The following is a 22,131-nucleotide window of genomic DNA, read 5'->3' as shown; positions in this document are numbered from 1 at the left end:
AACAGCTTTTCATATTAATGCTTCGTGTTTCAGTAAAATCTCATTATTGATCTTTTTACTTTATCCAAAACACACATAACATACTGATTTTATTTACCATTAACAAAAAATCAACCAAAAGACCAGTGTAACCGATTACACAGTCGTGATTGTTATCACATTTTTTTACGTCGTAGTCTCCTACCCTAACCATCTACAAAATCAATGACTCAACTGGAGGGCATAATGCCTAACAATAAAAAACAGGGTCGCTCTAACAAGACAATGACCTTCTTTGTCTGTTTCTTAGCCGCTCTGGCCGGACTGCTGTTCGGCCTTGATATCGGCGTTATTGCCGGTGCTCTACCCTTCATTACGACCGATTTCCAGCTCAGTGCTCATACACAAGAGTGGGTTGTGAGTTCGATGATGTTTGGTGCCGCCGTTGGTGCCGTCGGCAGCGGTTGGCTCTCCTTCCGACTGGGACGCAGAAAAAGCCTGATGATCGGGGCGATTCTGTTCGTCGCCGGTTCTCTGTTCTCTGCCGCCGCACCGAACGTTGAAGTTCTGCTGCTCTCCCGCGTACTGTTAGGTTTGGCCGTTGGCGTCGCGTCCTACACCGCACCGCTATACCTGTCTGAAATCGCGCCGGAGAAAATCCGTGGCAGCATGATTTCCATGTATCAGTTGATGATCACCATCGGTATTCTCGGTGCCTACCTCTCCGATACCGCCTTCAGCTACACCGGCGCATGGCGCTGGATGCTGGGTGTTATCATCATCCCTGCAATTCTGCTGCTGGTTGGTGTTATCTTCCTACCAGATAGCCCACGTTGGTTTGCGGCAAAACGTCGCTTTAACGATGCTGAACGTGTTCTGTTGCGTCTGCGTGATACCAGCGCCGAAGCAAAACGTGAGCTGGATGAAATCCGTGAAAGTTTGAAGGTGAAACAAAGCGGCTGGGCGCTGTTTAAAGAAAATAGCAACTTCCGCCGTGCGGTTTTCCTCGGCGTACTGCTGCAGGTGATGCAACAGTTCACCGGCATGAACGTCATCATGTACTACGCGCCGAAGATTTTTGAACTGGCGGGTTACACCAATACTACCGAGCAGATGTGGGGCACCGTTGTCGTGGGTCTGACCAACGTGCTTGCCACCTTTATCGCCATCGGTCTGGTTGACCGTTGGGGTCGTAAGCCTACGCTGATTCTGGGCTTTATCGTGATGGCTGTGGGCATGGGCGTGCTGGGTACCATGATGCATGTCGGCATCCACTCTGCTGCGGCGCAGTACACTGCGGTTCTTATGCTGCTGATGTTTATCGTTGGCTTCGCCATGAGTGCCGGTCCGCTGATTTGGGTACTGTGCTCTGAAATCCAGCCTCTGAAAGGCCGTGATTTTGGTATCACCTGCTCAACGGCCACCAACTGGATTGCCAACATGATCGTCGGGGCAACCTTCCTGACCATGCTGAACTCACTGGGCAGCGCCAACACCTTCTGGGTGTACGGCGGCCTGAACGTGCTGTTCATCTTCCTGACTCTGTGGCTGATTCCAGAAACCAAAAACGTCTCTCTGGAACACATTGAACGTAACCTGATGCAGGGCCGTCCACTGCGCGAAATTGGCGCCCGCGACTAACCTGACTGACGCTTCCTCCCAACGGGGGGAAGCTTCCTCTTGCACCGCCCCGCCTCACATTCTATCCTCAGCCGTTATGAAAACCCCTCGAATTCCTATCGCCATCCAGCAAAACGTCATGCGCAGCCTGCGAGAAAAACTCGCCCAGGCTAACCTGGCACTGGGCCGGAACTATCCTGAACCTAAGCTGGTTTACCAACAGCGCGGCACTTCGGCTGGTACAGCCTGGCTGCAACAGTATGAAATTCGCCTGAATCCGGTACTGTTACAGGAAAACCAGCAGGCCTTTATTGATGAGGTAGTGCCGCACGAGTTGGCGCACCTACTGGTGTGGAAACACTTTGGTCGTGTCGCGCCGCACGGTAAAGAGTGGAAATGGATGATGGAGAACGTGCTTGGCGTTCCGGCACGTCGTACGCATCAATTCGAACTGGACTCCATTCGTCGTCAAACCTATCCCTACCGTTGCAGCTGCCAGCTGCACCAGCTCACCGTACGCCGCCATAATCGCGTACTGCGCGGCGAAGCCACCTACCGCTGCGTCCACTGCGGTGAGCCATTAGTTGCAGAAATGTAACTATTGGAAATTTCAGGAAGTTTTCCGTTCTAACTGATTGCATCTGACAACCACATTCGTTACGTTGCGGGCTCGTTTTGAGATGGAGTTCGTGATGTACCGTAAATTGTCTTTTGCCGCCGCGTTTCTGGCGACGGCACTCTCGGGTCAGGCGTTGGCCGAAGGTATCCACAGTTTTTCTCAGGCCAAAACCGCCGGGGTAAAGATCAACAATGACGTCCCCGGTGACTTCTACTGCGGCTGTAAAATCAACTGGCAGGGCAAGAAAGGCGTCATCGATCTCGAATCGTGCGGCTATAAAGTGCGTAAAAATGAGAACCGTGCGAGTCGCGTTGAGTGGGAACATGTGGTTCCTGCCTGGCAGTTTGGTCATCAGCGTCAATGCTGGCAGGACGGTGGCAGAAAGAACTGCGCCAAAGACCCGGAATATCGCAAAATAGAAAGCGATATGCATAACCTGCAACCCGCCGTCGGTGAGGTTAACGGCGATCGAGCGAACTTTATGTACAGTCAGTGGAATGGCGGCGAGGGCCAATATGGTCAATGCGGCATGAAGGTGGATTTTAAAGGTAAAGTGGCCGAGCCACCGGCGCGCTCCCGCGGGGCTATCGCCCGTATCTACTTCTATATGCGCGACCGTTACAACCTGAACTTATCCCGCCAACAAACCCAGCTATTCAACGCGTGGGATAAAATGTATCCGGTCAGTGAGTGGGAGTGCCAGCGCGACCAGCGCATCGCCAAAGTTCAGGGCAATCATAATCCATATGTGCTGCAGGCTTGCCAGGCACAAAAGAGCTAACCTACACTAGCGGCAATCATTCATTTCTCCTGCCCTCTTCTATTGCGAGGGCATAGCCACAGATGGAAGTCAGACTATGCGTATCCCCCGCATTTACCACCCGGAACCGATAACCGTCGGTACGCAGATCCCGCTGTGCGATGATGCCGCTAACCACGTTGGCCGCGTACTACGCATGGGCAAGGGCCAGGAAATTCAGCTGTTCGATGGCAGCAATCAGGTTTTTGACGCGGTCATCACCGACGCGAATAAGAAGAACGTAATGGTCGAGATCCAGCGTGGCGAGCCGGATAATCGCGAATCCCCGGTCCATATACACCTCGGCCAGGTGATGTCGCGGGGCGATAAAATGGAATTCACTATCCAGAAATCGATAGAACTGGGTGTAAGCCTCATTACGCCACTTTTTTCTGAGCGCTGCGGGGTTAAACTGGATGCCGAGCGTCTGAATAAGAAGCTTCAGCAGTGGCAGAAAATCGCCATTGCCGCCTGCGAGCAGTGTGGCCGTAACGTGGTGCCCGAAATTCGCCCGGCGATGGATGTTGAAGACTGGTGTGCCGAGCAAGATGATGCGCTTAAGCTCAACCTGCACCCGCGCGCCAGCGCCAGCATCAACACGCTGCCAAAGCCGGTTGAGCGCGTGCGTTTACTGATTGGCCCGGAAGGCGGCCTGTCAGCGGATGAAATTGCCATGACCGCACGTTACCTGTTTACTGATATTCTGTTGGGGCCTCGCGTTTTGCGCACAGAGACTACCGCACTCACCGCCATCACCGCACTGCAAGTGCGCTTTGGCGACCTGGGTTAAAGGAGAACAATAATGATCAAGCTCGGCATCGTGATGGATCCCATCGCAAGCATCAACATCAAGAAAGACACCAGCTTCGCTATGCTGCTGGAAGCACAACGTCGCGGTTATGAACTCCATTATATGGAGATGAACGATCTGTATCTGCTAAACGGTGAATCGCACGCGCGTACGCGTCTGCTGAACGTTGAGCAGAACTACGATAAATGGTACGAGTTTGGCAGCGAGCAAGATATTAAACTGGCCGATCTCGACGTCGTTCTGATGCGTAAAGATCCACCGTTCGATACTGAATTCATCTACGCCACCTATATCCTTGAGCGCGCCGAAGAGAAAGGCACGCTTATCGTTAACAAACCGCAGAGCCTGCGTGACTGTAACGAGAAGCTGTTTACCGCCTGGTTCTCCGACCTGACGCCGGAAACTCTGGTGACGCGTAATAAAGCTCAGTTGAAAGCCTTCTGGGAACAACACGGCGACATCATCATGAAACCGCTTGATGGCATGGGCGGCGCATCCATCTTCCGTGTGAAGGAAGGCGATCCAAATATTGGCGTGATTGCCGAAACGCTGACCGAGCTGGGTAGCCGCTACTGCATGGCGCAGAACTACTTGCCTGCCATCAAAGACGGCGATAAGCGCGTGCTGGTGATTGACGGTGAGCCGGTGCCTTACTGCCTGGCGCGTATTCCACAGGGCGGCGAAACCCGTGGCAATCTGGCCGCTGGGGGTCGTGGTGAACCGCGTCCATTAAGTGAAAGCGACTGGGCTATCGCGCGTAAAGTCGGCCCGACGCTGAAAGCCAAAGGCCTTATCTTTGTCGGCCTCGATATTATCGGTGACCGCCTGACAGAAATTAACGTCACCAGTCCAACCTGCGTGCGTGAAATCGAAGCGGAATATCCGATTTCGATTACCGGCATGCTGATGGATGCGATTGAAAAACGTCTGCAAAAATAATATGTTGTCTTTAAACGGCGGGAGGGAACCCGCCGCCAACCCGGCTTTTAGTCCTGGATGTACGCAGGCAAGCCTGGTGACAGCAGTATACTTTCCCCTCATACTGGGCGCTGCTGCTTTTTGAAACAGGACAAGAATCTCTGATAATGAATTTACAGCATCATTTTCTCATTGCTATGCCATCCCTTCAGGATCCTATCTTCCGCCGTTCCGTGGTCTATATCTGCGAATATAACGACGACGGTGCGATGGGGATTATCATTAATAAACCGCTCGATAACCTACAGATTGAAGGCATTCTCGAAAAACTAAAGATCACGCCCGATCCGCGCGATCCTGCCATTCGTCTGGATAAACCGGTCATGCTGGGCGGACCGCTGGCTGAAGATCGTGGTTTCATCGTGCATACGCCACCAGCATCGTTTTCTTCAAGCATCCGTATCTCCGATAATACGATTGTGACAACTTCCCGTGATGTTCTGGAGACGCTGGGCACAGAACGCCAGCCCGCTGATGTCTTGGTCGCGCTGGGCTACGCCTCGTGGGAAAAAGGTCAGCTGGAGCAAGAGATCCTCGATAACGCCTGGCTTACCGCGCCAGCAGATTTAAATATCCTGTTTAAAACACCGATTAGCGACCGCTGGAAAGACGCAGCGAAACTGATTGGTATCAACATCCTGACCATGTCAGGCGCTGCGGGGCACGCATAATGAGTGGAACACTGCTGGCTTTTGATTTTGGTACCCGCAGCATTGGCGTTGCTATTGGCCAACGAATTACCGGCACCGCCCGTCCATTGACCGCGATAAAAGCCCAGGACGGTACACCGGACTGGAACATCATTGCCCGTCTGCTAAAAGAATGGCAGCCGGAGACAGTGGTGGTAGGCCTGCCGCTAAATATGGACGGCAGCGAGCAACCGCTCACCGCGCGCGCACGAAACTTTGCCAATAAAATTCACGGCCGTTTTGGTGTCGCCATTACGCTGCATGATGAACGTTTAAGCACCGTTGAGGCTCGCGCCGGTTTATTTGAGCAAGGTGGATTTCGTGCCTTGAATAAAGGCAGCGTTGACTCCGCGTCTGCGGTAGTGATTCTGGAAAGTTTTTTTGAGCAAGGCTTCTAGACTGACGGCTCCCGGGATAACGTCCCGGGAACTCACCAGAATATGCGGTTATTGAGAATTAGTGACGCAGATTTTCATTCGCCCAACTGACTGCCTGGGTTCTGTTTTTCACACTTAATTTGCGGAATACATTATACAGGTGAGTACGTACGGTGTTTTCACTGATGAACAGCGCGCGTGCAATATCCATATTGGTTGCGCCGTGGCGTAATTCATTAAGAATTTCGCATTCACGTTCGGTCAGCGGTACGCTGTCATGTGTTTCAGGAGTCTGTTCTACTGCGTACATTGCCGGGTGCATCACGCTCAATTCAGCCGTCTGCTCGCCGTTTAAGACCGCTTTGACGCCCTCAATTAAGCGCGATTCCTCGTCGTCATGACGGAAAACGCCGTACAATGCTGGCCACTGAGCCATTTCGTATAATTCATACTTCTGCGCGCTATTAATAATCAGCAGGCGCGGACAATCAAACTGGGTGCGGATAATATCTCGCCAGATACCGTTCAGTTTTTTTGTTGGATACGGCGATATCAAACAATACCACCACGCCCTTGTTGTGGCGGTGCGTCAGCGGTTTGTTGATGTTATGAACATCTACAGAAACTGAAAGTAATTCAGTGAGATAGTTTGCAAACGCATTTGCTTGTACTGACGGATGGGTGATTAGGATAATCTTGCGGGAATTAGATACACTCTCTGTCACTTCAAACATTTCGAAACTCTCCATAGTTTATGTCCACCATCATGGTGTTTAAATAACTCAAAGCAAAGGCAAACCTAATACCATTAATAATAAGGGCCTCTCTAAATGTGAAATTTTATTTCATAAGATTAGTCCTAATTACACAAATAGCATAGAACGAAGACCTTAGAAGTGTCAAAACAATATCACCCTTTTTTTGTAAGTCTACGCAACATAATGTAATGCGCCAATTACATTATTCTCATCCTTGCGGCTTACTCACTATAAAACTATTAGAATAAATGTCGTAGGAAGTTTTATTTCCGCCCGATAAAAAATCACGCTGTAATCACAAAAAAGAACATTAATGCAACAGTGATAAAAAGACAATTCACAAATATGGACATTAATTGAGTTATTAAACAGATATTAATTTAAAAACCATGCGCTCATCACATTACCCATAAAAGCAATGTGATAGCGCCAGAGTTGTTTCAGGATAACAATCTGAATGATGAATCAGACGACTGGACTGAGAGGAAACGATTTATCTTCCGCCTTTTGCAGCATCCCAGCCTTAAGCCTCTGCTGATAGCTTTGGCTAAAGGTCTGCATGCCTGACTGGAGACTGGTCTGCATCACACCAGCAAGTTGATGGGTTTTCCCCTCACGAATAAGATTGCCGACGGCGGGCGTATTCACCAACAGCTCGAACAAGGCCACGCGTCCGCCGCCGCCATCTGCCTGTAATTTTTGTGCTAACACAGCGCACAAGCTGCTGGCAAGCTGGCTACGAACCGGTTCTTTCTCAGAGGCAGGGAAAACATCAACCAGACGTTCAATGGCCTGGGCCGCCCCACGGGTATGTAACGTTGCCAGTACCAGATGCCCGGTTTCCGCAGCGGTTAAGGCCAATCGAATGGTTTCACTGTCCCGCAACTCGCCCAGCAAGATAACGTCCGGGTCCTGACGCAAAGCCACCCGCAGCGCCTCAGCAAACGACGGCGCGTGTTGGCCGACCTCACGTTGTGAAATCAGACAGTGACCACTGGCATGCAAGAACTCAACCGGATCTTCCAGCGTCAGAATATGACCCGCGAGATGATGGTTTAGATAGTCAACCATCGCGACCAGCGTGGTTGATTTACCGCTGCCCGTCGCCCCGGTAACCAGAATCAACCCACTTTCCTCATGCAGCAGTTCCGCTAGCGCCACAGGCGTATGCAGTTGCTCAAGCGTTGGGCAACGGGTTGGTAATAGACGAAGTACTAACGAAATGCCGCCGTTACAAGCATAGGCGCTGGCGCGCATTCGCGGACAGTCATCCAGCGTAAGCGCAAAATCGAGCTGTCTGCGCTGCTGCCACTCCTGGCTTTGTGCATCACTGAGCCAGTCCGACAACAACACTTGCGGCTCCGGCGCACAAAATGGCGCCTTTTCGAGTCTTCCAGCCCTGCGCCAACGAGCCATACCGCCGCTACACAGGTGTAGATCGGAGACATTATGCTTTACACTAAGCGTCACGATTTCTTGTATATCCATAGACCCACCAGAACATATGAACGATATTGCGCATAACCTGGCACAGGTCAGGGATAAAATCTCAGCGGAAACAACACGTTGCGGCCGTGCTCGTGAAGAAGTCACCTTGCTTGCAGTCAGTAAAACTAAACCTGCGAGCGCCGTCGAAGAAGCGATTGCCGCAGGCCAGACCGCATTCGGTGAAAACTATGTCCAGGAAGGGGTTGAGAAAATCTGCCACTTCCGCGAGAAAGGCGAGAAGGCATTGCAATGGCACTTTATTGGCCCGTTGCAGTCCAACAAAAGTCGCCTCGTCGCCGAGCATTTTGACTGGTGTCATACCGTCGACAGGTTGAAAATTGCGGTTCGCTTAAGCGAGCAGCGCCCAGCACAGATGCCGCCGCTCAATGTGCTTATTCAAATCAACATCAGCGATGAACAGAGTAAATCAGGTATTGCGCTTGAAGCTCTTGGTGCGCTGGCGTCTGAAATTGCCGCACTGCCGAATCTCTGCCTGCGCGGGCTGATGGCCATCCCCGCACCGGAACACGAATATGACCGGCAATTTGCCGTCGCCAGCCAAATGGCGGTAGCATTTGCCCAACTCAAAACGGATTACCCAACCGTAGACACATTATCTCTGGGTATGTCTGATGATATGGAAGCCGCCATCGCGGCTGGTAGTACAATGGTACGCATCGGCACCGCGATTTTCGGTGCGCGTGATTACTCAAAAAAATAAGGAACCTCAAGGAACGCCATGAAGACGTTGACCTTCCTGCTCTCTACAGTCATTGAACTGTACACAATGGTGCTACTGCTGCGCGTCTGGATGCAGTGGGCGCGCTGTGATTTTTACAACCCATTCTCCCAGTTCGTGGTGAAAATTACTCAGCCGGTTGTGGGACCGCTGCGTCGTCTCATCCCGCCAATGGGGCCACTGGACAGCTCCTCGCTGTTGCTGGCTTTTGTGCTGTGTGTGCTAAAAGCCATCGTGCTGTTTATGGTTATCACCTTCCAGCCAATAATCTGGATTTCAGCTGTCCTGATTTTGCTGAAAACGGTTGGCCTGCTCATTTTCTGGGTGCTGCTGCTGATGGCTATCATGAGCTGGGTCAGCCAGGGTCGTAGCCCGGTTGAATTCGTGCTGATGCAATTGGCCGAGCCGCTGCTGCGTCCTATCCGTCGTCTGCTGCCGTCAATGGGGGGAATTGATTTCTCGCCAATGGTGCTGGTACTGCTGCTGTACGTAATTAATATCGGTATCGCTGAATTACTCCAGGCGACCGGTAACGTCCTGCTGCCGGGGCTGTGGATGGCACTATGAGTGCCGTCACACCTTGTGATGACGGGCTGGTTTTGCGGCTGTATATCCAGCCCAAAGCCAGCCGTGACGCGATAGTGGGTGAACATGGCGACGAGTTAAAAGTCGCCATCACCGCCCCACCCGTGGATGGGCAAGCCAATGCCTATCTGGTGAAGTACCTCGCCAAACAGTTTAAGGTCGCCAAAAGTCAGGTTGTCATCGAGAAAGGTGAACTGGGGCGACATAAACAGGTTAAAATTATTCATCCGCAACAGATCCCTTCGGGTGTCGACGCCCTGCTAAATTAGGATTCCCCATGCAAAAAGTTGTCCTCGCTACCGGTAATGCCGGTAAAGTGCGCGAGCTCGCCTCGCTGCTCGCCGATTTTGGTCTTGATATCGTCGCCCAAACGGAGCTTGGCGTTGAGTCAGCTGAGGAGACCGGGCTGACTTTCATCGAAAACGCGATTCTGAAAGCGCGTCATGCAGCACAGATTACCGGTCTACCGGCCATCGCTGATGACTCAGGTTTAGCCGTAGATGCGCTCGGTGGCGCACCGGGGATCTATTCCGCGCGTTACTCTGGCGTGGATGCCACCGACCAGCAGAACCTCGAAAAGCTGCTGGAAACCCTGAAAGACGTTCCCGACGATAAGCGTCAGGCACAGTTCCACTGTGTGCTGGTGTATATGCGCCATGCAGAAGATCCGACACCGTTGGTATGCCACGGTCGCTGGCCGGGCGTGATCGCTCGCCAACCTGCCGGTGCCGGTGGCTTTGGCTACGATCCTATCTTCTTTGTACCTTCTGAAGGTAAGACTGCCGCCGAGCTGACGCGTGAAGAGAAGATTGCCATCTCGCATCGTGGGCAGGCGTTGAAGCAGTTACTGGAAGCCCTGCGTAATGGTTAATCTGCCTCCACTGAGTCTCTATATTCATATTCCGTGGTGCGTGCAGAAATGCCCGTACTGCGACTTCAACTCGCATGCACTGAAAGGTGAAGTGCCGCACGACGACTACGTACAGCATCTGCTGAGCGATTTAGATGCCGACGTGGCCTATGCGCAGGGGCGTGAAGTCAAAACCATTTTTATCGGCGGTGGTACGCCAAGCCTGCTGTCAGGCCCGGCAATGCAGACACTGCTTGACGGTGTGCGTGCACGTTTGACGCTGGCCGTAGATGCCGAAATTACCATGGAAGCCAATCCAGGTACGGTGGAAGCTGACCGCTTCGTTGAATATCAACGCGCGGGCGTTAATCGCATCTCAATTGGCGTTCAGAGCTTTAGCGAGACCAAACTTAAGCGTCTGGGACGTATCCACGGCCCGGAAGAAGCCAAGCGCGCGGCGCATCTGGCGACCGGTCTGGGACTGCGCAGCTTTAACCTCGATTTGATGCACGGCCTGCCGGATCAGTCGCTGGAAGAGGCGCTGGACGATTTGCGTCAGGCCATTGAACTGGCCCCACCGCATCTCTCCTGGTATCAGCTGACCATCGAACCCAATACCCTATTCGGCTCGCGGCCGCCGGTATTACCGGACGACGATGACCTGTGGGATATCTTCGAGCAGGGCCATCAATTGCTGACCGCTGCAGGCTATCAGCAATATGAAACCTCGGCCTATGCCAAACCGGGCTACCAGTGCCAGCACAATCTCAACTACTGGCGTTTTGGTGACTACCTCGGTATCGGCTGTGGCGCACATGGCAAAGTCACTTTCCCGGACGGACGCATTTTGCGCACGGCAAAAACCCGTCATCCGCGTGGCTATATGGAAGGGCGTTATCTGGAACGCCAGCACGATGTTGAAAACAGCGATAAACCGTTTGAGTTCTTTATGAACCGCTTCCGTCTGCTTGAACCGGCACCGCGTGCCGAATTCAGCGCCTATACCGGACTTGATGAAAGTGTGATTCGGGCGCAGCTTGATGAAGCGCTAGCACAGAACTACCTGACCGAGTGTGAGCAGTACTGGCAGATTACTGAACACGGTAAACTGTTTTTAAATTCCCTTCTGGAATTATTTCTCAGCGAATAAACCGTCCTGATAATTCGCCATTATCGAGCAATGAATAATGGCGAATTACATCACTCGCTTTAACCGAATCATTCAAAATATAATTCCCGAATAGTTTCGATAAAAACATTTCAATTAAATATTAATAGCCCTATTCGCATAAGACATTAATATAACCCAGCGCACAAAAATCGCATTAAATGCGTAGATAATGAAAAAATGTGAGAGTGGTAGCGTAAAGTTGTCAGACAACCAGGATAATATGTCATACAGAAAGACATATTATCCTGATAGATATATACCGCTATAATAAATGTGCATGGAGCCTATTAATGAAACCTCTCTCTTTTACGAAAACGCTGGTCTGCGCGTCTTTGTTGACCCTGATTTCTGCCGGTGCCAGTGCCGCAGAAAAAGTGACGCTGAAGCTGGCGCACAACCTTGAACGCAGCCACGTTGTGCACCAGGCTTTCGAGCAAATGGCCAAAGAAGTTAAACAACTCTCCGACGGCAAGATGACCATCCGTATTTATCCCAGCAGCCAAATGGGCAGCGCGCGTGAAACCATGGAATTATTGCAAAACGGCGCGCTGGATATGACCAAAGGTTCTGCCAGCGATCTTGAATCCTTCGATAATGTTTATGCTATTTATAATTTACCGTTCTTATTTAAAGATCAGACTCACTTTAATAAAGTCGTCTTTGGCGAGGTCGGTAAAGAAATTATGGATTCCACTAAAGAGAAAGGTTTCTTTGCCCTTTCCGCTTATGTTGCCGGAACGCGTAGCTTCTATGCCAAAAAACCGATAACCAAACCAGAAGATTTAAAAGGTTTGAAAATTCGCGTTCAGGCAAGCCCAACCACGATTAAAATGATTGAATTAATGGGCGGCTCACCCACCCCAATCTCATTCGGTGAAGTTTATACCGCAATGCAGCAGGGCGTGGTCGACGGTGCTGAAAATAACGTGCCGTCCTGGGTGCAAACCCGTCATATCGAAATTGCCAAAGTGTTCTCCGAAGATGAGCATGCGTCCATTCCAGACTTCCTGGTGATTTCCACCAAAAGCTGGGACAAGCTGACGCCTGAACAGCAGCAGATCCTTGCAAAAGCCGCGACAGCATCTGAAGCCTATCAGCAAACACTGTGGGCTAAAATTGACGCCGACACTCGCGCCCAGGCTAAAGCAATGGGCGGCGAAATTATTAAAGTCGACAAAGCGCCGTTCCGCGCCGCCGTCCAACCGCTATTTGATGATTTCAGCAAAGACCCAAAACAGGCCGCACTGCTGGCCAAATTTGAAGCTGCCGCGCAGTAAAAATATTTCGGGCCAGTCCCTGGCCCGCTTTTACCAGGATACCCCATGAGACTATTTACCCGCGTTAAACAAGCGGTGGACCACGTGATCGCTGCATTCTCGGTCGCGGTGATGATCGCGCTGGTTGTCTGCGTCGTCTGGCAGGTCTTCAGCCGCTATGTCCTAAACCAACCCAGCACGCTCACCGATGAACTGGCTCGCTTTCTGATGATCTGGGTTGGCCTGCTCGGCGCAGCCTACACCGTCGGTGCGCAGCGTCATCTGTCTATTGATCTACTGGCGATGTCCGTTAACCCGCGTAAACAAAAGCTGCTTGGCGTGGTCATTAACCTGCTCATCTTTGTCTTCTCCGGCGCGGTGATTGTCACCGGCGGCGTGAAGCTTATAGCTAAAACGCTGGCGACTTCCCAGGTTTCAGCCGCTATGCAGATCCCGATGGGCTACGTCTATTTGATCCTGCCGCTGACCGGCATCGTCATGATGTTTTACGCATTGTGGTTTATTACCAATGGCTTACTTAGCCTGAAACAGACAGAGGAAGCCTGCTGATGGATGGGTATATTGCACTAACGCTTTTTGGTTCTTTCTTCGTACTGGTGTTTATTGGCGTACCGATCTCATTTTCTATCGGTATCGCTACCGTCGCCTCGATGCTGCTCATGTTCCCATGGGATATCGCCGTTATCACCGTTTCTCAGCGCCTGGCAAACGGGCTCGACAACTTCGCTTTGCTGGCAATCCCCTTCTTTATCTTTGCCGGTACGCTAATGAACAGCGGCGGAATTGCGATACGCTTGATAAACCTGGCGCAGGTCATGGTTGGCCGCGTGCCGGGCTCGCTTGGCCATGTTAACGTTCTTGCCAATATGATGTTTGGTTCAATTTCGGGTTCAGCCGTTGCCGCAGCGGCGGCAGTGGGTGGAACTTTGCATCCCATCCAAACCAGAAAAGGTTACGACCCTGCATTCTCGACGGCAGTCAACGTATCCTCATGTATCACCGGACTGTTAATCCCACCGTCAAACGTGCTGATTGTCTTTTCTCTTACCGCCGGTGGCGTGTCGGTGGCATCGCTGTTTATGGCGGGCTATTTACCGGGCATCCTGATGGGGCTAGCGATTATGGTGGTGTGCGCTGTTATCGCCAAACGTCGCGGTTATCCGGTATCAGAGCGCCCAACCTGCGCTCAGGCGGCAAAAGCGTTCCTGGATGCACTGCCGAGCTTGCTGCTGGTGATTATCGTGATGGGCGGCATTCTGGGCGGCATTTTCACCGCGACCGAGGCTTCCGCTATCGCAGTGGTGTACACCTTTATTTTGTCGGTGATGATTTACCGTGAAGTGAAATGGCGTGACTTACCCAAACTGATTCTGGACTCAGTAGTCACCACGTCAATCGTCCTGCTGTTGATCGGTTTTTCTGTCGGAATGTCGTGGGCGATGACCAATGCGGACATCCCTTACATGATAAGTGACACACTGATGGGGATCTCTGAAAACCCGATGGTGATCCTGCTGCTTATCAACATCGTACTGTTGATCGTCGGTATCTTTATGGATATGACCCCGGCAGTGCTGATCTTCACGCCGATCTTCTTACCTATCGCGGAAGAGCTGGGAATGAACCCGGTACACTTCGGGATCATGATGGTCGCTAACCTGTGTATTGGATTACTGACGCCGCCGGTAGGCAGCGCGCTGTTTGTTGGCTGCTCGATTTCCGGGGTGAAGATCCAGCAGCTGATTAAACCGCTGCTACCGTTCTACGCCGCACTGCTGGTCGCGCTGATGATGATTACCTATATCCCGCAAATTTCGCTGTTTATTCCACAGCTACTGGGGCTGATGTAACCTTATACGGAATCTGCAAGGGGAGACGGATAAACGAAATCTGATTCTGGCTACCTGCGGGAGCAGGTAGCCGATAAGAGCTTACTTGAGCGTTTTCACCAGCGCTTTACGGTTGTCTTCCAGAGACACCACGCGGCTGCACACATCTTTACCAAAGGCCTTGAAATCGGCTTCCTGGTTTTTCCACTCATTTTGGATCGAGGTTTGCAGGCCGCCTAAGCTGCCCAGAACACCCTGCAGCGGGTTACCGCCACCTTTGAGAACGGCTTTAGCGCCCATCTCATTAATGCTGTCCTGGAGGATCCCGCCCATGGCCTGATTCACCAGTTGCTGACCGTCGGCACGTACCTGATCGATAGCTTTATAGTGGAAGGTTAAACCATCGGTACGATGCTCAATAATCCGGTTCATCTGCTCTTTGAGCTGGGCGTCAAGCTTGGTCAGGCGACCACGCATATTGCTGCTTTCACCCACTTCTTTGGCGATGATTTTATCCAGCGCCACGCGGCCTTTCTCAACGCGTGTGAGCGCACCTTCGTCAATCCACGGCAGCGCGCTGCGCAGCTCGGTCTGATAATCTTTCGCCTGCTCGCGCTGGGCTGCGCTGAGCGTGTAGGCTTTACCGTTGAAGGTGACATCACCGCTTGGGGTAATCACCAGATTGCCGTTCTCGCCTTTCACCTGCACGGTTTGCGGGCTGATAACGACATCATCGCGGGGGGTGACGCTGCATTGATAGTCAGCGTGGGCGGACATCGCCGTGAAGGTGAGAACTGCCGCCAGCAGCGTTTTGCGCATCATTACTTTCCCTTTAGACAAATCGGGCCAGCAAATGCTGGCCCCGTATAGGATATTAGTCCCACCAAACGTCGAAAAGTTCGCTGGTGCGCACTTCTTCGAATTTGCGGTCTTCCAGCCATTTACGAACCTGAGCCTGATGATCTTCAGTGCACTTACCAATTTCCTGAGTGCAAATCAGACCTTCCCAGGCCAGATAGCCGCTGCCATCAAAGGCCAGCTTGTTTGGCTCGATAACTTCATCGATAAACTGATCGACGTACTGGTCGATCTGCTCAGCACTCGTCCCTTCCGGGAAACGCCATGCTACAGAGAAACCCACTTCCTGGAATTCATCGATGTGCATTTTTTTACGCAAACGACGGCTACGATTCTTTGCCATTTTATTTCACCCTCTCGAACATTAAGTCCCATACGCCGTGGCCAAGACGATGACCACGCTGTTCAAATTTGGTTACCGGGCGCGATGTTGGGCGCGGTACATAATCTTTGCTTTCAGACAGATTCAGATATCCGTCCATAGAAGACATCACTTCCAGCATGTGTTCAGCATAGGCTTCCCAGTCGGTGGCCATATGGAACACGCCGCCCAGCTTCAGTTTGCTTTTCACCAGATCGGCAAACGGAACCTGAACGATACGGCGCTTATTATGACGCGCTTTGTGCCACGGGTCAGGGAAAAAGAGCTGAACCATGTTCAGGGAATTATCTGGAATCATCTTGATCAGCACTTCCACCGCATCGTGGCACATCACGCGCAGGTTATCGACACCCTCTTCATGGGCCGATGCCAGGCATGCGCCCACGCCCGGAGAGTGCACTTCAATGCCGAGGAAGTTGTGATCCGGGCGCGCTTTGGCCATCGCCACCAGCGAAGCGCCCATACCAAAACCGATTTCCAGCGTAATTGGCGCTTCACGACCAAACAGTGCGGCGAAGTCGACAGGTTCTTCGCTGAACTCAACGCCCATCACCGGCCAGTAGTTTTCCAGCGCGTGCTCCTGCCCTTTCGTCAGTCGCCCCTGGCGACGAACAAAACTACGAATACGGCGCTGTGGGCGACCGTTCTCATCAAAATCCGGTGAAATGACGTCGTTCTTCATAAAAATTAAGTCTGCTTGTGAGAGTGTTCGGGAAACGGGCATTATCCAAAGTTAGTTGCCGGATGCAAGCACCGGAAAGTTCCTGTTTACAGCATAGTGCCGCTGTGCTGCAATTTGGCCCCTTATTAGCGCGACATCGGAATCTCTGTTTTGACCATGCAAGCCTCGCAATTTTCAGCCCAGGTGCTGGAGTGGTACGACAAATACGGGCGTAAAACCCTGCCCTGGCAAATTGAAAAGACGCCCTACAAAGTATGGCTGTCTGAGGTGATGTTGCAACAAACGCAGGTTGCCACAGTTATCCCCTATTTTGAACGGTTTATGTCACGCTTTCCAACCGTTACCGATCTCGCGAACGCCCCGCTGGACGACGTACTGCATCTGTGGACGGGGCTGGGTTACTACGCTCGCGCGCGCAATCTGCATAAAGCGGCGCAGCAGGTAGCCACGCTGCATCAGGGGCGCTTCCCGGAAACCTTTGATGAAGTGGTTGCGCTACCGGGCGTCGGGCGCTCAACCGCCGGGGCAATCTTATCATTGTCGCTCGGCAAACATTTCCCGATTCTCGACGGTAACGTTAAGCGCGTGCTGGCACGCTGCTACGCCGTGGACGGCTGGCCGGGCAAAAAAGAGGTCGAAAAGCAGTTGTGGGATATCAGCGAAAAAGTCACTCCCGCTCTCGGCGTATCGCGCTTTAATCAGGCAATGATGGATTTGGGTGCGATGGTCTGTACGCGCTCAAAGCCTAAGTGTTCGCTGTGCCCGCTCGATAACGGCTGCATGTCGTCTGCTAACAATAGCTGGGCGCAGTATCCGGGTAAAAAACCCAAGCAGACGATACCGGAACGCACCGGCTATTTTCTGATGATGCAGCACGAACGCGAGGTATTTTTACAGCAGCGTCCACCGAGCGGTCTGTGGGGCGGTCTATACTGTTTCCCGCAGTTTGCCGATGAAGACGCGCTACGCGACTGGCTTGCCGAGCGGCAGATCCCCGCTGACTCACTGACTCAGCACACCGCGTTCCGCCACACTTTCAGCCATTTCCATCTGGACATTGTGCCAATGTGGCTTACTGTGTCCTCATTCACGTCATGCATGGATGAAGGCAACGCTCTCTGGTATAACTTAGCCCAGCCACCCTCCGTGGGGTTGGCCGCACCGGTTGAGCGCCTGTTGCAGCAGTTACGCGCCGATTCACCTGTTTAGCATTCGGCGACATAAGAGGATTTATTATGAGCAGAACGATTTTTTGTACCTTCCTGCAACAAGACGCTGAAGGGCAGGATTTTCAGCTGTACCCGGGCGAACTGGGCAAACGCATTTATAACGAGATTTCCAAAGAAGCCTGGAAACAGTGGCAGCACAAGCAGACCATGCTCATCAATGAAAAGAAACTCAATATGATGAATCTGGAGCATCGCAAATTACTGGAAGAGGAAATGATCAATTTCCTGTTTGAAGGTAAAGATGTGCACATTGAAGGCTACACGCCGCCTGAAAAGCAGTAAGGGAATCACCGCCCTTTAGGACAACACAACAACACGCGCTCCCGAAATGATGAAAAAACTTTATGCTCTGGCGTTAATCGCGCCCCTGCTTGTCTCTTGCTCCTCGAATAAAAAAGGCGATACCTATAACGAGGCGTGGGTAAAAGACACCAACGGTTTTGATATTTTGATGGGACAATTCGCCCACAACATTGAAAACATTTGGGGTTTTAACGAGGTACTGATAGCGGGTCCTAAGGACTACGTGAAGTACACCGATGGCTACCAAACGCGTAGCCACATCAACTTCGACGACGGTACCATTACCGTTGAAACTATCGCTGGCACCGACCCTGCCGTACGACTGCGTCAGGCAATCATCACCACCTTATTAATGGGTGACGATCCAGGTTCGGTTGACCTGTACTCCGACGCCGACGATATCCAGATCTCTAAAGAACCGTTCCTGTATGGTCAGGTCGTTGATAACAACGGCGAAGCCATTCGCTGGCAGTGGCGCGCAGAGCGTTTCGCTGACTATCTGCTGCAAACGCGGATGAAAAAACGCAGCAGCGGCCTGCATATTATCTACAGCATCACCATTAATCTGGTGCCGAACCACCTCGATAAGCGTGCGCATAAATACCTCGGTATGGTGCGTCAGGCGTCACGCAAGTACGGTATTGATGAGTCGCTGATCCTGGCGATTATGCAGACGGAATCCTCCTTCAACCCGTATGCGGTCAGTCGTTCTGATGCGATGGGGCTGATGCAGGTGGTACAGCATACCGCCGGTAAAGACGTCTTCCGTTCGCAGGGTAAGTCCGGCACGCCGAGCCGCAGCTTCCTGTTTGATCCAGCCAGCAATATTGATACCGGCACCGCTTATTTGGCGATACTCAACAATGTCTATCTTGGTGGGATCAGCAACCCAACATCGCGGCGTTATGCGGTGATTACGGCCTATAACGGCGGCGCGGGTAGCGTGCTCCGCGTCTTCTCAAGCGATAAGGTGCAGGCGGCTAATCTCATCAACAATATGTCACCGGGTGACGTTTACCAGACCTTGACCACCCGCCATCCGTCTGCGGAATCGCGCCGTTATCTTTATAAGGTAAATTCAGCCCAGAAGGGCTATCGCCGCAAGTAACAATTCTCACAAGACCAGACCACCTTGTTCCTGAGTATTCAGAATAAGGTGGTCATCGCCTCACCAATCCTCACAAAAATGTTACTTTTGTCACTAATTCGTTGTGCAAAGTAAAAATAATTGCAATTTTATGCGGCGCTTAACAATGTTTCATTAATGCCATTGATAGAATCAGCGCAAATATCATCCTTGAATGTGACTAGTCATACATCACACGGCTAATTTTGTGAGGAAAATAACATGAATTTGAAGCTGCAGCTTAAGATACTGTCGTTTCTGCAGTTCTGTCTTTGGGGGAGCTGGCTGACCACGCTGGGCTCATACATGTTTGTGACGCTTAAGTTTGACGGTGCCTCTATCGGCGCGGTTTATAGCTCGCTGGGGATTGCTGCCGTCTTTATGCCGACGCTGTTGGGCATCGTGGCGGATAAGTGGATCAGCGCCAAATGGGTCTACGCAATTTGTCACCTGGTTGGCGCCGGTACGTTGTTTATGGCCGCCGAGGTGACCACGCCAAGTGCCATGTTTATGATTATCCTGCTGAACTCGCTGGCCTATATGCCAACGCTTGGCCTGATTAACACCATCTCCTACTACCGCCTGAAAACAGCCGGTATGGACATTGTGACCGACTTCCCGCCAATTCGTATCTGGGGCACTATCGGCTTCATTCTGGCGATGTGGGCAGTCAGCTTCTCCGGCTTCGAACTCAGCCATATGCAACTCTATATCGGTGCTGCGCTATCTGTGGTGCTGGCGCTGTTTACCCTGACGCTGCCGCATATTCCGGTCTCTAACCAGCAGCAGAAACAGAGCTGGAGCAGCATGCTGGGTCTGGATGCGTTTGCGCTGTTTAAAAATAAGCGTATGGCGATTTTCTTCATCTTCTCCATGATGCTGGGCGCAGAACTGCAAATCACCAATATGTTCGGCAACACCTTCCTGCACAGCTTCGATAAAGACCCGCTGTTTGCCACCAGCTTTATCGTGCAGCATGCTTCCGTGATGATGTCGATTTCACAGATTTCCGAGACGCTGTTTATCCTCACCATTCCGTTCTTCTTAAGCCGCTACGGTATTAAGAACGTTATGTTGATCAGTATCTTCGCGTGGATGTTGCGCTTTGGTCTGTTCGCCTACGGTGACCCATCAGCCTTTGGTACCGTGCTGCTGGTACTGTCGATGATTGTTTATGGCTGCGCCTTCGACTTCTTCAACATCTCCGGTTCAGTGTTCGTTGAGAAAGAGGTTCGCCCTGAAATTCGTGCTAGCGCACAGGGGATGTTCCTGATGATGACCAACGGTTTTGGTTGCATCCTTGGCGGTATGGCGAGCGGTAAAGTAGTTGAGATGTACACCGTGAACGGCATTACCGACTGGCAGAGCGTCTGGCTGATCTTCGCGGCCTACTCGTTGGTACTGGCGGTGGCGTTTGTTGGGTTGTTTAAATACAAACATGAGCGCGTTGCGCCGGGTGCGGTGCCGGTAGCGCACTAAGGTGCCAGCCCCTCACCCCGGCCCTCTCCCCAAAGGGGAGAGGGAGAAAACCAACCCAAACAACCGCACCTGACGGCCCCCTCTCATCTTTGGAGGGAGGGGAAATGCATCCTGCGCACCGCAGTTACAAACCACACCTAACGGTCCCCTCTCCCCCACGGGGAGAGGGTTAGGGTGAGGGGGTTACTCCAGACAACACCCATCCCACCGACAGCAAATCCGCACTGCCCCCAGGACTTAAATTCCGCGCAATCAGCGCATCATCCATCACCGCTAACGCACGCTCATCCCACCCCTGCGCCAGCAGCCGTTGCGCATATTCCTGTACATAACGCAGCCCGCTTATCCCACCACGCGATACCAGATTACTGTCCTGATTCGTCGCCATCAGGCGCAGCAGTAGCATATGAGGATGCGCGCAATGCCAACCGGGTAACACGCGGCGCACCGTCGCAAACCCGCTCTGTGCCTCTCCGCGAGCGCCGGTCAGACCAAACTGATGAAACTGCCGCTCCCCAGCGGTCGCTTGCGTCGTGCGTTCCTCCAGTTCACGCGCCACCAGCCCCTGGCAAATTGCGCTCACTTCATGGCACAAACTCGCCTGATTGACCTCTCCCAGACGCCCGGCAGCAAAACACAATAACCCCAGCGCGAAGATGCCGCCTTTATGGGTATTCACCCCGCCCGTTGCCGCATACATCGCCTGTTCACAAGCGATACCCATTGGCCGAATCAGCCGGAGCTGTTCGCTTGCAGGCAGGTGCGCATAAGTGCCCCCTAGCTCGGCAAAGCGCGAAAACCACGGGGTAATCGCTGCAATGCTACGCACGAACAGCGCATGGTCCATATCCCGGTGTGCGCCATTATTCCGCAGGTCAACAAGCCCCGGTTTTGGCGTCAACTCCAGCTCTTGCCACAGCGCCTCTTCAGCGAGGGCAGGCACGTCAATGACGCGCGGTTTAGTCGCGATGGAACCAATCATCAATCATCTTCTCCACGCAGGCCACAACCTCATCCACCGGATGTTTACGCGAGCGGGAACAGGCATGTGCAGGCTCATCGCAAATCAAACAGCGGCGCAGATGCCGTCCTAATGATAACCGTCCGATGTGACCGGCCTGCGGGCAGATGACGTCCAGATCCCACAGCCTTCCTAGCGGGTGAGTCTGCTCAAGCGCCGCACAGTGTGCTTTCATCTCCGGCGCTTGGTGCGCCACACACCACATTGCTTCCGGCCCGGTTGGCAACCACAGCACCTGACGGTCAAGCACCGTCCAGCCGTTTTGCCACAGCAGCTGATCGCACATTTGCAGCGCCACCCCCATCGTATTGCGGTAGCGCTGACTATTTTTGACCGCACCCGGCGTCACCAGCGTGAGCGAGATAATCGGTTGTTGATAGTGCGTCAACCAGTCAGCCTGGCGCGCTGCACGGCTCTCTTTCGCCGCCAGCAGCGCCTCCAGGCTGACACCCGTGCGTACGGGTGTCATTGTCGTCATAACG

The 22,131-nt window shown here is 52.4% G+C and carries 25 protein-coding genes and 1 pseudogene; 19 read left to right on the top strand and 7 right to left on the bottom strand.

Translation table 11 applies throughout. The features are described from left to right. Window positions 1–225 precede the first annotated feature (225 nt). The 7 genes from U0026_RS04075 (at window position 226) to ruvX (ending at window position 5,893) form a co-directional block, all read left to right on the top strand. Complete coding sequence (locus tag U0026_RS04075; RefSeq protein WP_062772934.1) at window positions 226–1,620, top strand: sugar porter family MFS transporter; 1,395 nt, start codon at window positions 226–228, stop codon at window positions 1,618–1,620. 76 nt (window positions 1,621–1,696) lie between these two features. Then, a complete protein-coding gene (locus tag U0026_RS04070) occupies window positions 1,697–2,197 on the top strand; it encodes a SprT family zinc-dependent metalloprotease (protein ID WP_073971080.1) in 501 nt (166 codons plus the stop codon). A gap of 94 nt (window positions 2,198–2,291) precedes the next feature. Further along, window positions 2,292–2,999: a deoxyribonuclease I gene (gene endA, locus U0026_RS04065; RefSeq protein WP_062772928.1), complete on the top strand. Its 708-nt coding sequence runs from the start codon at window positions 2,292–2,294 to the stop codon at window positions 2,997–2,999. A gap of 76 nt (window positions 3,000–3,075) precedes the next feature. Beyond that, entirely contained in the window at window positions 3,076–3,807 is a 732-nt protein-coding gene (gene rsmE / locus U0026_RS04060; RefSeq protein WP_062772925.1) for a 16S rRNA (uracil(1498)-N(3))-methyltransferase, read from the top strand. A gap of 12 nt (window positions 3,808–3,819) precedes the next feature. Further along, a complete protein-coding gene (gene gshB / locus U0026_RS04055) occupies window positions 3,820–4,767 on the top strand; it encodes a glutathione synthase (protein ID WP_062772922.1) in 948 nt (315 codons plus the stop codon). Window positions 4,768–4,913: 146 nt separating this feature from the next. Further along, window positions 4,914–5,477, top strand: coding sequence for a YqgE/AlgH family protein (locus U0026_RS04050; protein WP_062772919.1), 564 nt, complete (start codon window positions 4,914–4,916; stop codon window positions 5,475–5,477). Continuing rightward, window positions 5,477–5,893, top strand: a complete 417-nt coding sequence (ruvX, locus tag U0026_RS04045; protein ID WP_062772916.1) for a Holliday junction resolvase RuvX — start codon at window positions 5,477–5,479, stop codon at window positions 5,891–5,893. The genes U0026_RS04050 and ruvX overlap by 1 nt, the downstream gene beginning before the upstream one ends. 58 nt (window positions 5,894–5,951) lie before the next feature. On the opposite strand, the pseudogene U0026_RS04040 reads toward ruvX, so the two are convergent. Both U0026_RS04040 and U0026_RS04035 read right to left on the bottom strand, forming a co-directional pair. Further along, a pseudogene (locus U0026_RS04040) lies at window positions 5,952–6,606 on the bottom strand (LuxR C-terminal-related transcriptional regulator). A gap of 489 nt (window positions 6,607–7,095) precedes the next feature. After that, the gene (locus U0026_RS04035) at window positions 7,096–8,118 is read right to left on the bottom strand and encodes a type IV pilus twitching motility protein PilT (protein ID WP_062772913.1); all 1,023 of its coding nucleotides are present in this window, start codon (window positions 8,116–8,118) and stop codon (window positions 7,096–7,098) included. Between the two features lie 16 nt (window positions 8,119–8,134). Between U0026_RS04035 and U0026_RS04030 the strand changes: the two genes are divergently transcribed. From U0026_RS04030 to U0026_RS03995, 8 genes are all read left to right on the top strand, one after another. Then, on the top strand, window positions 8,135–8,839 hold the full coding sequence (locus tag U0026_RS04030; protein ID WP_062772910.1) for a YggS family pyridoxal phosphate-dependent enzyme: 705 nt from the start codon (window positions 8,135–8,137) through the stop codon (window positions 8,837–8,839). A gap of 18 nt (window positions 8,840–8,857) precedes the next feature. Next, complete coding sequence (locus U0026_RS04025; protein ID WP_062772907.1) at window positions 8,858–9,424, top strand: YggT family protein; 567 nt, start codon at window positions 8,858–8,860, stop codon at window positions 9,422–9,424. Then, window positions 9,421–9,711, top strand: coding sequence for a DUF167 family protein YggU (gene yggU, locus U0026_RS04020; protein ID WP_062772904.1), 291 nt, complete (start codon window positions 9,421–9,423; stop codon window positions 9,709–9,711). The genes U0026_RS04025 and yggU overlap by 4 nt, the downstream gene beginning before the upstream one ends. A gap of 8 nt (window positions 9,712–9,719) precedes the next feature. Then, window positions 9,720–10,313 (top strand): XTP/dITP diphosphatase, encoded by a 594-nt coding sequence (locus tag U0026_RS04015; protein ID WP_062772901.1) that lies wholly within the window; start codon window positions 9,720–9,722, stop codon window positions 10,311–10,313. Beyond that, entirely contained in the window at window positions 10,306–11,442 is a 1,137-nt protein-coding gene (gene hemW, locus U0026_RS04010; RefSeq protein WP_062772898.1) for a radical SAM family heme chaperone HemW, read from the top strand. Before U0026_RS04015 ends, hemW begins: the two co-directional genes overlap by 8 nt. Before the next feature lie 311 nt (window positions 11,443–11,753). Then, the gene (locus tag U0026_RS04005) at window positions 11,754–12,740 is read left to right on the top strand and encodes a TRAP transporter substrate-binding protein (RefSeq protein WP_062772895.1); all 987 of its coding nucleotides are present in this window, start codon (window positions 11,754–11,756) and stop codon (window positions 12,738–12,740) included. A 45-nt stretch (window positions 12,741–12,785) separates the two neighbouring features. Further along, window positions 12,786–13,289, top strand: coding sequence for a TRAP transporter small permease (locus tag U0026_RS04000; protein ID WP_062772892.1), 504 nt, complete (start codon window positions 12,786–12,788; stop codon window positions 13,287–13,289). Then, entirely contained in the window at window positions 13,289–14,590 is a 1,302-nt protein-coding gene (locus tag U0026_RS03995; protein WP_062772889.1) for a TRAP transporter large permease, read from the top strand. The genes U0026_RS04000 and U0026_RS03995 overlap by 1 nt, the downstream gene beginning before the upstream one ends. A gap of 81 nt (window positions 14,591–14,671) precedes the next feature. On the opposite strand, the gene U0026_RS03990 is transcribed toward U0026_RS03995, so the two are convergent. Genes U0026_RS03990 through trmB form a run of 3 tightly spaced genes read right to left on the bottom strand, consistent with a single transcriptional unit; the run spans window position 14,672 to window position 16,491 of the window. Then, window positions 14,672–15,391, bottom strand: coding sequence for a YggN family protein (locus U0026_RS03990; RefSeq protein WP_062772886.1), 720 nt, complete (start codon window positions 15,389–15,391; stop codon window positions 14,672–14,674). Between the two features lie 52 nt (window positions 15,392–15,443). Next, window positions 15,444–15,770 carry a YggL family protein gene (locus tag U0026_RS03985; RefSeq protein WP_062772883.1) on the bottom strand — a complete coding sequence of 109 codons (327 nt, stop codon included), beginning with the start codon at window positions 15,768–15,770 and terminating at the stop codon, window positions 15,444–15,446. Between the two features lies 1 nt (window position 15,771). Next, window positions 15,772–16,491: a tRNA (guanosine(46)-N7)-methyltransferase TrmB gene (trmB, locus tag U0026_RS03980; protein ID WP_062772881.1), complete on the bottom strand. Its 720-nt coding sequence runs from the start codon at window positions 16,489–16,491 to the stop codon at window positions 15,772–15,774. Window positions 16,492–16,647: 156 nt separating this feature from the next. Between trmB and mutY the strand changes: the two genes are divergently transcribed. The 4 genes from mutY (at window position 16,648) to U0026_RS03960 (ending at window position 20,628) form a co-directional block, all read left to right on the top strand. Continuing rightward, the gene (gene mutY, locus U0026_RS03975; protein ID WP_062772878.1) at window positions 16,648–17,700 is read left to right on the top strand and encodes an A/G-specific adenine glycosylase; all 1,053 of its coding nucleotides are present in this window, start codon (window positions 16,648–16,650) and stop codon (window positions 17,698–17,700) included. 26 nt (window positions 17,701–17,726) lie between these two features. Continuing rightward, window positions 17,727–18,002, top strand: a complete 276-nt coding sequence (locus tag U0026_RS03970; protein WP_062772875.1) for an oxidative damage protection protein — start codon at window positions 17,727–17,729, stop codon at window positions 18,000–18,002. A 46-nt stretch (window positions 18,003–18,048) separates the two neighbouring features. After that, on the top strand, window positions 18,049–19,131 hold the full coding sequence (gene mltC, locus U0026_RS03965; RefSeq protein WP_062772872.1) for a membrane-bound lytic murein transglycosylase MltC: 1,083 nt from the start codon (window positions 18,049–18,051) through the stop codon (window positions 19,129–19,131). Window positions 19,132–19,371: 240 nt separating this feature from the next. Next, window positions 19,372–20,628 carry a nucleoside permease gene (locus U0026_RS03960; RefSeq protein WP_062772869.1) on the top strand — a complete coding sequence of 419 codons (1,257 nt, stop codon included), beginning with the start codon at window positions 19,372–19,374 and terminating at the stop codon, window positions 20,626–20,628. A 169-nt stretch (window positions 20,629–20,797) separates the two neighbouring features. Here U0026_RS03960 and citG read toward each other — a convergent pair whose 3' ends face one another. Together citG and citX are read right to left on the bottom strand one after the other, a co-directional pair. Then, window positions 20,798–21,610, bottom strand: a complete 813-nt coding sequence (gene citG, locus U0026_RS03955; protein ID WP_062772866.1) for a triphosphoribosyl-dephospho-CoA synthase CitG — start codon at window positions 21,608–21,610, stop codon at window positions 20,798–20,800. Further along, a complete protein-coding gene (citX, locus tag U0026_RS03950; RefSeq protein ID WP_062772863.1) occupies window positions 21,588–22,127 on the bottom strand; it encodes a citrate lyase holo-[acyl-carrier protein] synthase in 540 nt (179 codons plus the stop codon). Before citX ends, citG begins: the two co-directional genes overlap by 23 nt. Window positions 22,128–22,131 lie beyond the last annotated feature (4 nt).

The sequence above is a fragment of the Kluyvera intermedia genome, assembly GCF_034424175.1.
Classification (GTDB): domain Bacteria; phylum Pseudomonadota; class Gammaproteobacteria; order Enterobacterales; family Enterobacteriaceae; genus Kluyvera; species Kluyvera intermedia.
The sequence above is the reverse complement of the archived record's forward strand: the minus strand, read 5'-3'. Positions and strand labels throughout refer to the sequence as shown.

Bases quoted from the DNA above. Each gene is read 5' to 3' on its own strand.
- trmB (WP_062772881.1), bottom strand. From the start codon at position 16,491: ATGAAGAACGACGTCATTTCACCGGATTTTGATGAGAACGGTCGCCCA.
- U0026_RS04070 (WP_073971080.1), top strand. From the start codon at position 1,697: ATGAAAACCCCTCGAATTCCTATCGCCATCCAGCAAAACGTCATGCGC.
- U0026_RS03970 (WP_062772875.1), top strand. From the start codon at position 17,727: ATGAGCAGAACGATTTTTTGTACCTTCCTGCAACAAGACGCTGAAGGG.
- ruvX (WP_062772916.1), top strand. From the start codon at position 5,477: ATGAGTGGAACACTGCTGGCTTTTGATTTTGGTACCCGCAGCATTGGC.
- U0026_RS04000 (WP_062772892.1), top strand. From the start codon at position 12,786: ATGAGACTATTTACCCGCGTTAAACAAGCGGTGGACCACGTGATCGCT.
- U0026_RS03985 (WP_062772883.1), bottom strand. From the start codon at position 15,770: ATGGCAAAGAATCGTAGCCGTCGTTTGCGTAAAAAAATGCACATCGAT.
- gshB (WP_062772922.1), top strand. From the start codon at position 3,820: ATGATCAAGCTCGGCATCGTGATGGATCCCATCGCAAGCATCAACATC.
- citX (WP_062772863.1), bottom strand. From the start codon at position 22,127: ATGACGACAATGACACCCGTACGCACGGGTGTCAGCCTGGAGGCGCTG.
- U0026_RS03990 (WP_062772886.1), bottom strand. From the start codon at position 15,391: ATGATGCGCAAAACGCTGCTGGCGGCAGTTCTCACCTTCACGGCGATG.
- U0026_RS03960 (WP_062772869.1), top strand. From the start codon at position 19,372: ATGAATTTGAAGCTGCAGCTTAAGATACTGTCGTTTCTGCAGTTCTGT.
- U0026_RS03995 (WP_062772889.1), top strand. From the start codon at position 13,289: ATGGATGGGTATATTGCACTAACGCTTTTTGGTTCTTTCTTCGTACTG.
- U0026_RS04025 (WP_062772907.1), top strand. From the start codon at position 8,858: ATGAAGACGTTGACCTTCCTGCTCTCTACAGTCATTGAACTGTACACA.
- yggU (WP_062772904.1), top strand. From the start codon at position 9,421: ATGAGTGCCGTCACACCTTGTGATGACGGGCTGGTTTTGCGGCTGTAT.
- mutY (WP_062772878.1), top strand. From the start codon at position 16,648: ATGCAAGCCTCGCAATTTTCAGCCCAGGTGCTGGAGTGGTACGACAAA.
- U0026_RS04035 (WP_062772913.1), bottom strand. From the start codon at position 8,118: ATGGATATACAAGAAATCGTGACGCTTAGTGTAAAGCATAATGTCTCC.
- U0026_RS04050 (WP_062772919.1), top strand. From the start codon at position 4,914: ATGAATTTACAGCATCATTTTCTCATTGCTATGCCATCCCTTCAGGAT.
- endA (WP_062772928.1), top strand. From the start codon at position 2,292: ATGTACCGTAAATTGTCTTTTGCCGCCGCGTTTCTGGCGACGGCACTC.
- U0026_RS04075 (WP_062772934.1), top strand. From the start codon at position 226: ATGCCTAACAATAAAAAACAGGGTCGCTCTAACAAGACAATGACCTTC.
- mltC (WP_062772872.1), top strand. From the start codon at position 18,049: ATGATGAAAAAACTTTATGCTCTGGCGTTAATCGCGCCCCTGCTTGTC.
- citG (WP_062772866.1), bottom strand. From the start codon at position 21,610: ATGATTGGTTCCATCGCGACTAAACCGCGCGTCATTGACGTGCCTGCC.
- U0026_RS04005 (WP_062772895.1), top strand. From the start codon at position 11,754: ATGAAACCTCTCTCTTTTACGAAAACGCTGGTCTGCGCGTCTTTGTTG.
- U0026_RS04015 (WP_062772901.1), top strand. From the start codon at position 9,720: ATGCAAAAAGTTGTCCTCGCTACCGGTAATGCCGGTAAAGTGCGCGAG.
- U0026_RS04030 (WP_062772910.1), top strand. From the start codon at position 8,135: ATGAACGATATTGCGCATAACCTGGCACAGGTCAGGGATAAAATCTCA.
- hemW (WP_062772898.1), top strand. From the start codon at position 10,306: ATGGTTAATCTGCCTCCACTGAGTCTCTATATTCATATTCCGTGGTGC.
- rsmE (WP_062772925.1), top strand. From the start codon at position 3,076: ATGCGTATCCCCCGCATTTACCACCCGGAACCGATAACCGTCGGTACG.